The 13,807-nt window shown below is 42.0% G+C and carries 15 protein-coding genes; 9 read left to right on the top strand and 6 right to left on the bottom strand.

Annotated features, from left to right (window positions below):
• Positions 1-30 precede the first annotated feature (30 nt).
• A complete protein-coding gene (locus GNF10_RS29245) occupies positions 31-918 on the bottom strand; it encodes a tetratricopeptide repeat protein (RefSeq protein ID WP_185585974.1) in 888 nt (295 codons plus the stop codon).
• Between the two features lie 145 nt (positions 919-1,063).
• On the opposite strand from GNF10_RS29245, the gene GNF10_RS29240 reads away from it, so the two are divergent.
• The 6 genes from GNF10_RS29240 to GNF10_RS29215 all read left to right on the top strand — a co-directional run bounded on the left by GNF10_RS29240 (position 1,064) and on the right by GNF10_RS29215 (position 7,896).
• Positions 1,064-1,702, top strand: coding sequence for a TetR/AcrR family transcriptional regulator (locus GNF10_RS29240; protein ID WP_185585973.1), 639 nt, complete (start codon positions 1,064-1,066; stop codon positions 1,700-1,702).
• Between the two features lie 259 nt (positions 1,703-1,961).
• Positions 1,962-2,516, top strand: a complete 555-nt coding sequence (locus tag GNF10_RS29235; RefSeq protein WP_185585972.1) for a hypothetical protein — start codon at positions 1,962-1,964, stop codon at positions 2,514-2,516.
• 100 nt (positions 2,517-2,616) lie between these two features.
• The gene (locus tag GNF10_RS29230) at positions 2,617-4,203 is read left to right on the top strand and encodes an efflux RND transporter periplasmic adaptor subunit (protein WP_185585971.1); all 1,587 of its coding nucleotides are present in this window, start codon (positions 2,617-2,619) and stop codon (positions 4,201-4,203) included.
• A 148-nt stretch (positions 4,204-4,351) separates the two neighbouring features.
• Positions 4,352-5,623: an ABC transporter permease gene (locus tag GNF10_RS29225; protein WP_185585977.1), complete on the top strand. Its 1,272-nt coding sequence runs from the start codon at positions 4,352-4,354 to the stop codon at positions 5,621-5,623.
• A 72-nt stretch (positions 5,624-5,695) separates the two neighbouring features.
• On the top strand, positions 5,696-6,367 hold the full coding sequence (locus GNF10_RS29220; protein WP_311774234.1) for an ABC transporter ATP-binding protein: 672 nt from the start codon (positions 5,696-5,698) through the stop codon (positions 6,365-6,367).
• Between the two features lie 116 nt (positions 6,368-6,483).
• On the top strand, positions 6,484-7,896 hold the full coding sequence (locus GNF10_RS29215) for a TolC family protein (protein ID WP_185585970.1): 1,413 nt from the start codon (positions 6,484-6,486) through the stop codon (positions 7,894-7,896).
• Between the two features lie 135 nt (positions 7,897-8,031).
• Here the strand turns inward: GNF10_RS29215 and GNF10_RS29210 are convergent, their stop codons facing one another.
• The 3 genes from GNF10_RS29210 to GNF10_RS29195 form a co-directional block, all read right to left on the bottom strand.
• Positions 8,032-8,514, bottom strand: coding sequence for a cupin domain-containing protein (locus GNF10_RS29210; protein ID WP_185585969.1), 483 nt, complete (start codon positions 8,512-8,514; stop codon positions 8,032-8,034).
• A gap of 214 nt (positions 8,515-8,728) precedes the next feature.
• Positions 8,729-9,241 carry a cation:proton antiporter gene (locus GNF10_RS38985; protein WP_260446006.1) on the bottom strand — a complete coding sequence of 171 codons (513 nt, stop codon included), beginning with the start codon at positions 9,239-9,241 and terminating at the stop codon, positions 8,729-8,731.
• Positions 9,242-9,245: 4 nt separating this feature from the next.
• Complete coding sequence (locus GNF10_RS29195) at positions 9,246-10,061, bottom strand: methyltransferase domain-containing protein (RefSeq protein ID WP_311774233.1); 816 nt, start codon at positions 10,059-10,061, stop codon at positions 9,246-9,248.
• A gap of 102 nt (positions 10,062-10,163) precedes the next feature.
• On the opposite strand from GNF10_RS29195, the gene GNF10_RS29190 reads away from it, so the two are divergent.
• Entirely contained in the window at positions 10,164-10,850 is a 687-nt protein-coding gene (locus GNF10_RS29190; protein WP_260446007.1) for a class I SAM-dependent methyltransferase, read from the top strand.
• Between the two features lie 111 nt (positions 10,851-10,961).
• Here GNF10_RS29190 and GNF10_RS29185 read toward each other — a convergent pair whose 3' ends face one another.
• Positions 10,962-11,258 (bottom strand): hypothetical protein, encoded by a 297-nt coding sequence (locus GNF10_RS29185; RefSeq protein ID WP_185585967.1) that lies wholly within the window; start codon positions 11,256-11,258, stop codon positions 10,962-10,964.
• A 28-nt stretch (positions 11,259-11,286) separates the two neighbouring features.
• Positions 11,287-11,754: a VOC family protein gene (locus tag GNF10_RS29180; protein WP_185585966.1), complete on the bottom strand. Its 468-nt coding sequence runs from the start codon at positions 11,752-11,754 to the stop codon at positions 11,287-11,289.
• 77 nt (positions 11,755-11,831) lie between these two features.
• Between GNF10_RS29180 and GNF10_RS29175 the strand changes: the two genes are divergently transcribed.
• Entirely contained in the window at positions 11,832-12,314 is a 483-nt protein-coding gene (locus GNF10_RS29175) for a DUF4385 domain-containing protein (protein ID WP_185585965.1), read from the top strand.
• Positions 12,315-12,977: 663 nt separating this feature from the next.
• Positions 12,978-13,511, top strand: a complete 534-nt coding sequence (gene infC / locus GNF10_RS29170; protein WP_185585964.1) for a translation initiation factor IF-3 — start codon at positions 12,978-12,980, stop codon at positions 13,509-13,511.
• Positions 13,512-13,807: the final 296 nt, after the last annotated feature.

Below are 13,807 nucleotides of genomic sequence, written 5' to 3'. Positions count from 1 at the left end.
CCTGTCTCCCCTGCACCCTGCTCCCCACTCCTATTGAGTAGGCTGTTTTCCAGGGGCTGATGATGAGTTTTCTGGTTGCTGTAGGGCTGCTTGAATACGGGGTAATTCTAGGAATTTTTTCGTATCAGACAATAGGCGATCGCCCCAGAGATTTTCTTTAAGAAAATTCAAATTAGCATAGCGCTGATCGATGCGGAGTGCAGCTTCTCCCATTGTTAGACCTTGTTGGCGATCGCCTTTTGTATACAGTGCCACTGCCAAAGCTAATAAAGGTTCTGCGGCTTGCTTATCAATGGTTACAGCAGATTGCCATCGCTTAATCGCTTCAGAGGTATTACCCTGTTCGTAGTTGATTAAGCCAATATTGTTGATCGCTGGCCAGAATTTTTTATCTTGAGAGACTGCTTTATCGTACTGTGCGATCGCATCTGGCAATTTACCCAGTAGATAGTAAGCATTACCCAAATCAAATAACCCTTCTGGATCGTTGGGTTTTAACTTCAAACCTTCTTGGTAATTAACAACCGCCGCTTGGTAATTTTTCTGCTGAAAATTAGCTGAACCCAAAGCAAACAAAATATCACCATTTTTGGGGTTGATAGATTGCGCTTTTTTCAGACTAGCGATCGCCCCGTCAAATTCTTTGGTTTGTAGTTGCAATCCACCTAAAAGCAACCATACTTTATCATTCTTCGGAGCCAGTTGACTAGCCAGCCGCGCTCGTGGCAAAGCTAATTCAACCTGTTGAAACTGAGCTAGTTGAGCCGCTTCTTGTGCCAGGCTCAACCCCTGCTTCTCTAACTTTGTCCCATCTAGTTGCAGTGTATGGGGTATTAATGCCTGCGCGTTAGCGGCTTTTGGCATACTCCACAAACTACAGACCATTAGCAAAGAAATCAAACGAACATGTTTAGGCACATTACCGCCTTTAAGCCACTAATCAAAGAATCTTTCAGCTAGCTTAAACGATCTCCGCTCTTGACGGCTGCAAAATATTACGTCATTGGTTATTGACATTTCCATCACAAAGGCAATATGTTAATAAGTAATTACTCACTTATTTATGGCTCGTGTACCCAAAATTACCAATCAGCAGATATTAGAAGCGGCTCGTCAAGTTTTTCTGCAACAAGGATTTGGTGCTTCAACCTTAGAAATTGCTCAACAGGCAGGTATTTCTGAAGCTTCAATTTTCAAGCGATTCTCAACCAAAGAAGAATTATTTTTTGCGGCGATGGGAATTCCAGAAAAACCCGTGTGGGTGAGCGAGTTGGAATCTCTTAGTGGCAAAGGCAATCTCAAGGAAAACCTAATCAATATTTGCCTCCAGATTATGGAATTTTATCGTGAGGTGCTGCCTCAGATCGTGATGCTGCGATCGCGAGGCAATGCCTTTCCAGAACTTGGAGGTAAAGAACCAAGACCCATACAAGATTTTAAAGCACTGACCGCTTTTCTAGAGTATGAAATCAACCAAAATCGCCTTCGCCCTTGCGATCCCCAGACAGTAGCTCATATTTTACTCGGATCGTTGATGAACTATGTTTTCTTAGAGCAGATTTCATCCCAAAAAAGTATAAAAAAAGACATTTTGCTAATAAAATCTTACTTAAATTCTGAAGATCGCGGTACAGAAGTATCAGCATTTATCCAAAATTTTGTGGATATTATCTGGCAAGGAATTGCGCCAATTCAGGATTAAATTTAAAAAGATTAGGCATTAAATATTAATTATTCTCCCCATTAAAAACTGATGACTTTGGTCATACATAAGTCTCGAATTACTAATGACTTTCGTCATACATTGGTTTCAGCTTTTTGATCGATAATTACTATGTATGAATTTATACGATGAGGTAAATATCAAACATATTGATACCCAAATAAAGGCAACTATCTAAGTATTGCTGAATCTAAACCTCAACACAATAGAAATTTAATAGTAATAAGGAGTTAATTTCATGTTGAAGCCAAACCGTGCGTCGATAGTCCTAGCTGCTGCTGCCCTGATAATTGTTCCCACTCTTTTGACTACGCCTGCAAGCGCCCAGACGAAAGTCTATGTTGTTGGCGATCGCGATCAAAATTGGGATCGTGACGGCAGATCCTATCCTGGAGAAGTTCGAAACCTTAGAAATCGGGATAATAATTGGGATCGCAACGACAGATCCTATTCTGGAGAAGTCAGAAACCCTAGAGAGCGGGATAATTGGAACCGCGATCGCAGACCTTATCCTGGAGAAATCCGAAACTTTAGGGATCGGGGTAATTGGAACCGTGACAACCAATCCTATAGCAGAGTAGTCAGACTTGGTAATGGTGATATTAGATATCCCAACGGGCAAATTATTCCTGCTAGATCCATAGTTAGACTGCGTAACCAAGGTTATTTCAGGCTTCCCAACGGAGATATTCTTCTTCCCAATCAGGAAATTGTTCCTGCTGGGAGATTAGTGAGAGTGCGTGATGATTATTTTAGACTTCCTAGTGGGTTGGTACTGCAAATAAACCTTTAAAACACTAAACACTCAAAATCATTGTCAGTATAGGGCTACCAGGCTATAGTTTAGCCGTGAATAACTGGCTCGGTAGCCGTTCCTTATAGACAAAATGGATATGAAAATTGATACGCAAAATCCCGTAGATTCACCAGTTTTAGTTCCAGAGGTAAAGAAAAAAAAGGGCAAACGAAATTGGCTTTCTTGGCTAATTGCTTTTTGTCTTTTGGGTGGAATTGGCTATGCAATTTATTACCAAGTAGCCGTTGTTTCCCAGCAACAAGCCAGTCGTCGGGTGCTGACAAGACCCGTACAAAGGCAAAGTTTAACAATCACAGTTTCAGCGAACGGAACAGTGAAACCTGAGCGGTCAATCAACCTCAGCCCGAAAAATTCCGGTATCTTGAAAACACTGCTAGCGAAAGAAGGGGATCTCGTCAAACAAGGACAGATTGTCGCTTACATGGATGATTCCAACCTGCGGGGGCAACTCACCTCTGCTCAAGGACAATTGGCACAAGCCGAGGCGAATTTGCAAAAAGCGATCGCAGGTAATCGTCCTCAAGATATTGCTCAAGCACAAGGAGTATTAGACGAAGCCCAGGCGAATCTGCAAAAGGTACAAGCAGGCAATCGCTCTCAAGATATTGCCCAAGCACAGGCACGCTTGCAAAGCGCTCAAGCCACTCTTCGCCAAGCAGAAGATGATTTTGTTCGTAATCAACAGCTTTACAATGCAGGCGGTATATCCCTTCAGACTCTTAACCAAAACCGTGCCACTCGTGACAGCGCCCAAGCTAGTGTAAATGAAGCACAGCAAGCACTGGGATTGCAAAAAGCTGGGTCACGTCCAGAAGACATCGAGCAAGCACAAGCTGTAGTGAAGCAGAGACAGCAAGCTTTGGCACTTCTGAAAGCAGGAACGCGCCAAGAAGATATTAATGCAGCCCGCGCCCAGGTAACATCTGCTCGTGGTTCCCTGCAAAACATCCAAGCCGAAATCAATGACACAATTATTCGTGCCCCTTTTGATGGGGTGGTGACAAAGAAATTTGCCGATCCCGGCGCTTTTGTGACACCCACAACTGCTAGTAGTGAAGTAGCTTCCTCTTCTTCTTCTTCGATCTTGTCTCTAGCTTCAACCAATGAAGTTGTCGCAAATTTAGCGGAAACAAATATTTCCAAAATCAGCCTTGGTCAAAAAGTCTCGATTACAGCAGATGCCTACCCAGGAAAAACCTTTGAAGGTAAAGTCAGCCAAATCGCAGCCCAAGCAATAGTAGAACAAAACGTTACCAGTTTTGAAGTGAGAATATCACTTTCAGACCCTCAAAGATTACTGCGGTCTGGGATGAATGCGGAAGTAGATTTTCAAGTCGGTCAGGTTGAAAATGTTTTAGTCGTGCCAACCGCGTCAGTTGTGCGGCAACAAAATGCCACAGGTGTATATGTGGCTGGAGCAGATAACAAACCTGTCTTTACTCGCATTGAGACTGGAGTCACCGCAAATAACTTTACCGAAGTTAAGTCTGGATTGACAGGAAACGAGAGAGTATTACTCAGTTTCCCACCAGGGTCGCGTCCGCAATCAACACCACGAGGAGGAGTTTTCCCTGGTATTGGAGGAGGCGGTGGAACTGGCGGTGGCGGTGGCGGAAGAGGAGCCGGTGGCGGCGGTGGTCGTTCAGGCGGTGGTTCCCCTTAGTTTTAAGTCAATACGGTTGGGTTAACGCTTAACTCTTTGTCAATAGTCAATTTTTTTAACGAACCGCAAAGGACGCAAAGGACACAAAGGAAGAGAAGAAATGCTTGACTCGATTGTATTGAGTTTTAAATAAAACCTTATGTTTAAGATATTTAAGGGCTTTTACAAAGCTAAGAAGACCCGCACAGTACCGTTGCTGGAAATCTTGACAATGGCAGCAGAGACTCTGTGGAGTAACAAATTACGCACAGGTCTAACGATGTTGGGCGTGATTATTGGGATTTCATCAGTCATTGCGATTACTTCTGTTGGTCAGGGAGTGCAAAAGGGCGTAGAGCAACAGATACAAGCATTGGGTACAGATGTGATCCAAATCTTAGCGGGTGCTGCAAGAAGCGGGAATGTCCGTCAAGGAGTCGGTTCTAGCAGCACCTTGACCTGGGAAGATGCAAAAGCGATCGCTACACAAGCGCCATCAGTACAGATGGTTTCTGCTTATCTCCAACGCAGCGCTCAAGTTGTGTATGCAGGACAGAACACCTCAACAACCATTTATGGCACAGATTTAAATTATCCAGAAGTCAGAAATACTCATCCCCAGCAAGGGAGATATTTTACTCAAGAAGAACTAGATACTGTCGCACAGGTAGCTATTCTTGGTCCTACAGTTCAAAGCACGCTCTTTGGACAGGGTGTAAATCCTATCGGCGAGAAAATTCGCATTCAGGGAGAGGCTTATCAAGTGATTGGGGTGATGGAGCCTAAAGGCTCTCAGGGGCCGATGGATCGAGATGACCAGGTTTTCATTCCTCTAACTAGTATGTCGAAGAGGCTAGTTGGGAACAATGCTTTAGTAGGTGTTTCTGTAAATGGAATTTTAGTCAAAGGCGCTAATCAGGAGCAGTTAGAAGCTGCTCAGTTTCAAGTTACCAATCTCTTACGTCTGCGTCACAATATTTATCCGCCGCAAGCTGATGATTTTCGGCTAACTAATCAAGCTGATATTGTTAGTACCTTCACTGGTGTTGTAGGTTTATTTACAGTAATGGTAGTAGCGATCGCTGGCATTTCGTTAGTGGTTGGTGGAATTGGTATTGCCAACATTATGCTAGTTTCCGTAGTTGAACGGACACGAGAGATCGGGATTCGCAAAGCTGTAGGAGCTACCAATTCGGCAATCCTTAATCAATTTTTAGCTGAAGCGATCGTAATTTCCATTGTCGGCGGAGGTATTGGGATGGCCACTGGGATTTTATTAGCCTTTATGGCTTCAAGCATTTTCAAATTTCCCTTTGTTATTTCTTTCTTGTCGATTATTGCTGGATTTGTACTCTCATTGAGTGTTGGCTTAGTCGCTGGGGTAATTCCAGCACGAAACGCATCTAAATTAGATCCAATTAATGCTTTAAGAAGCGACTAAATAATTCGTAATGACGCTCGTTCGCCCTTGGCGTGCCGTAGGCAAGACTCGCTAACGTAATTCGTAATTTTTATGCCAACAATGATTTGGATGGAATCTATTACTAAAACCTATCACTTGGGAGAAGTTAGTGTTCCAATTCTTAAGGGAATTGAACTTTCTATTGAGGAAGGGGAATATGTCTCGATTATGGGTGCGTCAGGTTCGGGTAAATCCACGCTCATGAATATTTTGGGATGTTTAGATCGTCCGACAAGTGGAGACTATATTTTTGAAGGGAGAAACCTGACAACTTTTGATGATGATGAATTAGCGTATATTCGCAACCAAAGAATAGGTTTTGTTTTTCAACAATTTAACCTATTGGCGAGGGCAACAGCACTGGAAAACGTTATGTTACCAATGGTTTATGCTAACTTACCCAAGCCAAAACGCCGTGAAAGGGCATTAGAAGCCCTGGAAAAAGTAGGATTACAGGGACGCATAGCTAACCGTCCTAGTCAACTATCTGGGGGGCAACAACAACGGGTAGCGATCGCTCGTGCTTTAGTCAATCGACCTGCGTTAGTTTTGGCAGATGAGCCAACAGGAGCTTTAGATACTGAAACTTCTCATGAGGTGATGAATTTGCTGACAGAACTTAATGACCAAGGAATCACAATTGTAATTGTCACTCATGAGCCAGATATCGCTGCTCAAACCAAAAGGATTATTCGAGTTCAGGATGGCTTGATTGTTGGCTAATTTGTTAATATCAACTCTTAGAGGAGGAATTTAAAATTTAAATTTCTATAGGTCAATCAGGATAAAAACTTTTGATTGTATCCTCACAAAACCTAATTAATGACTACATCTAGATTATGAATTTCAGCTTATTATTTGTGCATTCTACCTGGGTTGGTGTTGCGTTTGCGATTCTTTTTCCAGCTTTAGCAAGTGCAGTAACTCCCCCAAAACCGCAGAATAACTCAAGCTCTGTGCAGGTTCCTGATTACCTCAACCCTAATCCCAATCCTCTGCAATTTCCTACTAAACCTCAAGAAGTAAGGATTCAGGGAACTGTGCCAATCACTTTGGTACAAGCTTTGGAATTAGCACGACGCAACAATCGAGATTTACAGGTAGCCATATTACAGCTAGAACGCAGTCGTTCAGCCCTACGCGAGTCTCAAGCTGCCTTATTTCCTACTTTGGGTATCAACAGTAATTTGACTAATAATGGTAATGGTTTTACTAATAATTCATCTCAATCCAGCACCTCTTTTAATGGTTCAGCACAACTAAATTACAACCTCTATACCTCCGGTAATCGACAAGCGGCAATCCAAGCAGCTGAAGAACAATTACGTGTAGATGAATTGAATGTTGAAAGCCAGTCTTTGATAATTAGATTGAATGCCACGACTCAATACTACGATTTGCAACAAGCAGATGAACAAGTAAGAATTAACCGAGCGGCTGTGGAGAATGCCCAGGCTAGTTTGCGGGATACTCAAGCCAGAGAACAGGCGGGAGTGGGTACGCGGTTCGATGTGCTGCAAGCTCAGGTGAATTTAGCAAACGCCCAACAACAACTAACTAATGCTATCTCGCAGCAGCAAATTGCCCGTCGTCAGCTTGCCACCACGTTAAGTTTGTCGCAGTCAGTTGATATCAGTACCGCAGATCCTGTACAGTTAGCGGGTCTTTGGCCGCAGACCGTAGAACAAAGTATTGTCCAAGCGTTTCAAAATCGTCCAGAATTGCAACAGCAATTAGCACAACGTAACATTAGTGAGCAACAGCGACGACAAGCACTTTCACAGTTAGGGCCGCAAATTAGTTTGGCAGCCAACTACAACCTGCTAGATCGCTACGATGATGGTGTCAGCATTACTGATGGCTATTCATTGGGGCTTAACGGAAATCTCACTTTGTTTGATGGAGGAGCAGCAAGAGCAAGGGCGGCTCAGTCGAGAACAAATATTGCGATCGCAGAGAGTCAATTTGCCACCCAGCGTGACCAAATTCGCTTTGATGTAGAACAATTCTATTCTCAATTGCAATCTAATTTAAATAATGTGCAGACTTCTAGTGTGGCTTTAAATCAAGCCAGGGAGGCTCTAAATTTAGCAAGGTTGAGGTTCCAAGCTGGTGTGGGCACTCAAACAGAGGTGATCTCTGCTGAAAATGACCTGACAAGAGCAGAAGGTAATCGAGTCACAGCTATTTTGGATTACAATCGCGCTTTAGCTAATTTGCAAAGATCAGTTACTTCTAGAGGATCGCGCTAATATCAGCCCCTTTGGGGCTTATATTTGGGGATAGGTTTATATCATCACCTGGCTATTAAGTACAACTTCATAGAGAATTGGTATTAGCCACGGACAGAATGCCGGAGTTTCCATTAAGGAAATGCATTCTACCTGTTATGCCTTCTTACCGGCTACTGATTCAGCTATATTTTCCATATCGACCAGATTCCATTTTAAACCTTTACTCCTATATATACGTTTCTGCAAATTTGGATAGTCACCGATATCATGGTCTAGCCTTTGACCAACTACTATACATTTGAATATAGAATTACCTGTGTTTGTCAGCTTATGCGGCTTACCACCAGCGCGATATCCAATAAAATCTCCTGCTTTAACGGGATAAATGCTTTCTCCAATTGTTGCCTCAGCTTCTCCCTCAAGAACGTATATGCACTCTTCTTCGTGATAGTGCATGTGAAGCTCCGTTGATTCACGTCCAGGCTCTACTTCAATGATGTGGAAACCGATATTTTTTAAACCTGTCAAATCTCCTAAAGACTTATTAACTCTGCGAGCATTGGAGTTGAGAAAATGTGTTTTTTCTAGTCCTTCATAAGACTCAATCTCTTCTTTGGTGACTAAATACTTTTCCATTTCTTGATACCAAGGTGCTAAGAAAATTTGATGGTGAACAAGCAAAGGGCCTAAAGATGAATTAAGACGGAAGTTAAAATAGGTTCAAGGGTTCGATCTCAGCAGAAGGGATGCCTACGGCGGTAAACTACGCTTCTATTTGTGGATGGGATTATATCATCACCTCCTTATTAAGTGCAAGTTAGAGAACTCCACAGAAAAGATGATCCAATAGCTATACTGGTTTAGCAAAAATTTCTACAAACCATTTTTTGAGATTGGGGAGGCGGTTAATCTGGGTTTCAATTTCTTCCATAGCTGAAGTTGTAAGTTCAACTCCTGTGGAGTAAACTTTTTCTACCAGTGTGACAACCGGATTTTTACCCTTGAATGTGAGAGTTTGGGCGAAATTCAGTACTGTCTCAACGGTGTCAAGTAAACTATCATTCCAATGCTGTTCTAACCTGGCGATAAATAGACTGAATACTAGTCGCTTTTCTGGGTCGGCTAAAAAACTATCTGGCAATAGCCAACCTAATCCAAAGCCGATGATAAACGGGACAATAATTCCGCCCAGTGAAATCAAAAGAGCCGTTTTACCTTTACGAAGAATCAGCTTGAGATCCTTCTCCAAGCCAGTTACAATCAGCAAAAATAACACACCTAACCAAGAAATCACCGAAAGTAAATTAGACTGTCTTGACTTGTGGGAAAGATGTTCGCCTGTAAGTTCAGCAGCAAAGCTCATCAACTTATTTTCGAGCGCGAACAAACAACTTTGTAGTGTCTTCCCAAATACCTTGCTCGGTTGCTAGTTTCTCAATTTCTGCTTTGTACTCAACTTGCAACTGATTTAATTGTTCTTGTGATAATTTTGAGAACAGGGGATTACCTTTAAAATTTATATTGATTGCTTCAGATAATTTGTTATCCCTTAGAGGGCGATAACGTCCTGATGGTTCAATCTTAATTTCGATATCTCTATAACCTGCCTGATTAAGCAAATTCCGACATTTTTCTGGAGTTCCCAGTGGTTCAAGGATATGTGGTAGTGATATACCCAAAACTCTAGCGCAGATACTCTGCTGAAGAGAGGCCATAAAAGCAGTTTCGGGAGGACAGGTGAATGCCACAAAGCCTCCGGGTTTCAAGAAGCGATACCACTTTTGCAAAATAGCAAGTATATCAGGAAAAAGTACAATTGCCTCACAGCAAAAGACAACATCAAAACTACTATCAGTAAAGTTGAAATGTTCTGCATCCGCCTCAATCAACTCGATATTTTGTAATTTTGCTGCTGCAATCTTAAGTCTTGCTTGATGCAACATTCCAGGGGTCATGTCAATTCCAATAACGGAGCCATCTGAACCAACTTTCTCAGCTGCGGCTATCGCCAATAAGCCTGTTCCAGTCGCCACATCAAGGATTTTCTGTCCCGAATTTAGTGGAACAAATTCAAGTAGAAGCTTGGCTTCTAGAGGATGGCGAGTACCTTTCTCATGGTCATAAGTCGTTCTACTACCATAAAATTCTTTTAATTGCTGCTTATAATTATCCAGATCAGTCATAAACAAATGTCCAAATTTCTCCACTTTATAGTATCTCTTGTTGTAATACTGAGTTACTCGCTGCTAAACCCAACCTTGACAGCACAAGCCGCCAATGGTGCGATGTCTACGACGGGCTACGCCTACGCAGTTTACGAACAACGGATAATCCACAGTCCAGATGGTATCGGCAAATATTACATGGGGCGCGAAATCGCCAAAGTTATGGGATACACTGGCGCTGGCTGGCTAGAACGTCCCAGCCGAGAGGGAGAGGAACAGCCAACTAAAATAGTTAACGTCCTCAACCTGAAACCTAATGATGTAGTGGCGGATATTGGCGCTGGTACAGGTTACTTAAGCTTTCGCATCGCACCTTTATTAACAACAGGTAAGGTGTTGGCTGTAGATGTTCAACCAGAAATGTTGGAAATCATTGAGTTGTTCAAAAAAGAGAAAAATATCATCAATGTTGAGCCTGTTTCAGCAACCATTAATGACCCAAACTTACCATCTGAAAGTATCGATTTGGCATTGATGGTAGATGCTTATCATGAACTTGAGTATCCGCAAGAAGTGATGCAAGGAATTGTGAAAGCACTAAAACCAGGTGGTCGGGTAGTCCTGGTTGAGTACCGGGGTGAAAATCCCTTTATTATGATTAAAGGTCTGCACAAAATGACTCAAAAGCAAGTCCGCAAAGAAATGCAAGCTGTTGGTTTGGTTTGGCGTGAAACTAAAAACTTGTTACCTCAACAGCATTTAATGGTATTTGAGAAACCTAATTCTAGCGATGTTTTGACAAGATGAGACTTGGACGGTAGATCACAAGAAAAATATGTCTAGTCAGAATTCAGGAGTCAGAATTCAGGAGTCAGAATAGCTAAACAATCAGGGAAACATTTGATGAATCTTTTGATATCAGTCTATTTTTTGGGGAATGAGACTGGCGCTTTTGGTTACACTATCCCAAACAATCCAGTTAAAAGAATTATCTAAATCATCGGGGCTGTTTGAAACTTTAAAATAGAGCTTTTCTTCACGTTTTCTTTCAATGGCAAAGTCAGCATTTTGAGCATAAGCGACTATAAAACCTTTGTCTCGCAAACAATACATCGCCCAGGCTTTCAATGATTGCTTATATGGTTCGTGTGGAATTGGCGGTTTTGTAATAGTATCTTCGATTACTTTAAAGATTTGCGTGAGATTTGCAGCCATAGTAGATACTTTTGTTTTTACCCCTAAGTTAACTAGCTTCTGGATCGCAACGAATTTCAATCATAAAGCCATCTGGATCGTAAAAATACACTCCTCTACCAGTAGGACGAGTGACTGGGCCGTGTGCGATCGCTATTTTATTTTCTCTGATCACTGTCACCGCGCGATCGAATAACTGCGGATCGATGTCAAAAGCCAAATGGTAGGCTCTGGTGAATGTCTTCTCTGGGTTGGGATCTGGTGGTGATAATTCTGGTTCCCCAAATAAATCCAGTATTGTCCCATCCGGGGTAATAAAGTTGGCCACTTTCCCTGATGCGACAAGTTCCGTCAGAGTTGCGGGTACTTCGTCGCCTCTAAGTTCGTGTAAACCCAAGATTGTGCCATAAAAGTAACGAGAAGCTTGCATATCCTGGACATTCAGGGCAATGTGATGCACTTTACGCAAATTTCCTGGTGCAAGGACACTGTTCACAGATTGGGTGCTAGATAGCATAGTAGAAGAAAATCTCCTTACTAGGATAGAAGCTGAACTTTTTACTTAAAGTTTACTATTCCTAATAAAAATCTATCATGCCATTTGATTATTCTTTAGACTTTAAAAATATCGATTTTCGCCAACATCCTGAACTATATCGCGTTGGCAAGGGTGAACAGGGCGTACTTTTGGTGGAACCATACAAATCAGAAATTCTTCCCTACTGGCGGTTCAAAACTCCTGAGATTGCTAGAGAATCAAGTGAAAAAATCTACGAAATGTTTATTGTTTATCTAAAACAAGAAGATTTTATCGGCGCGGATATGGCACGAAAGTTTATCCAAATGGGTTATACTCGCTCTCGTCGTTATGCTAATCATAAAACAGGCAGAAAATATAAACAAAATTCGGAAACTTCGGGTTCGAAAAAAGAGATTCTTCCTTACGAAGAAGACCCTGTTAAAGCCGAGTCAGCAGCAATTTTTAAAGCCAAGTGGATACAAGCAAAGACAAATGAGAAATATCAAGAGCTTTTAGCCAAGCATAAACAGATGTATGAAAGCACCTCACCTTTGTAAATCAATATACCTGGCTATTAGAAATCGCAGTTCATCTTGCATAATCAACAAAATCTGCCTATTGTTATTGCTTTTCCCTAACCTTGAGAACGCTCACGAAGCTAACGAGGGAAGGGGAACTTGACTTGGAGAATCGAGCGTGTCTTTAGACTTGATAGTGTCAATCTGATTACTCCCTTGTTCTATGAGCAGCCATACAAACCTCAACAAAGCCTTGCCGCAGGGTAATCTCAGCAAAAGGGAGGGTTTGCAACCCACGCAAGTGGGTAAAACCTAGTATAGCTACGGTTTCCAACTGCCCTTTTAAATGCTAAAATACTTAATGTAAGTTAATGTGTTACATAAGTTTTACTAGATGTATCTACATACTGGAAACTTTGGTATTCTGGAAAAACAGTGCTTAATTTGACTGTCAACATTATTGAGCAAAAGTTGTAATAATATTTAATATATGTCTAGGTTGTGTAATTTAGATTAACTATTGCAGAGAAATTCTCTCAGAGTTAGTAAAATGACAAATACAAACGACGCAACTCTTTTATGGATTAGTTACTCTAGAACTGTAGACTATGTTTTCAGTCCTGAGTTATTTCCGTATTTTGCCTCTGGGCATACCAATCAAGACCACACCAAATCCTTCATTAAGAGCTCCCACAAATCATAATGCCTGTGATTGAGAAGAAAAGAACTCGCGATCTGCCCCAAATTAACGAACGAATTCGCTTCCCGAAAATTCGGGTCATTGATACTGATGGTGCCCAAATGGGAATTATGCCCCCACAGGAAGCACTACAACTAGCAGAAGAGAAAGAGTTAGATTTGGTGCTTATAAGTGACAAAGCTGACCCGCCAGTTTGCCGGATTATGGACTACGGGAAATATAAGTTTGAACAGGAGAAAAAGGCGCGGGAAGCCCGGAAAAAGCAGCACACGGCTGATGTCAAAGAAGTTAAGATGCGTTACAAAATAGAAGAACACGACTACAACGTGCGTGTTAAGCAAGCAGAGCGCTTTTTGAAAGATGGCGATAAAGTCAAAGCGACTGTGATGTTCCGGGGTCGAGAAATTCAACACAGCGACCTAGCAGAAGATTTGCTCAAGCGAATGGCAACGGATTTGGAGCCTTTTGGTGAGCTTCAACAAGCCCCTAAAAAAGAAGGGCGAAACATGATGATGCTTATCTCGCCCAAAAAATAATCCTCTAACTGTTTAATAGACCAAGTTTGAAAACCCCTGGTTAGAAGTCAGGGGTTTTTTCGTTTGGATGCAAGATACGCCCAAAGCTTTGAGGTCGTTTAAATTTATCTCAAATCGATAGTCTTGAAGGCTGAGTGGGAAACATAATACTCAGTTACTCAGGACTTTTTCTATTTCCAGGGGATGAGGGAATTGGGAATTGGGAATTGGGCATTGGGCATTGGGCATTGGGCATTGAACATGAAGAAGAGACAAGGACTTATTCAATAATTCCCCCTTGTCTTCCTACCATCCCC

The sequence above is a fragment of the Nostoc sp. UCD121 genome (assembly GCF_014222285.1).
Lineage (GTDB): Bacteria > Cyanobacteriota > Cyanobacteriia > Cyanobacteriales > Nostocaceae > Nostoc.
Note: the sequence above shows the minus strand (reverse complement) of the source record. Positions and strands in the feature narration are given on the sequence as shown.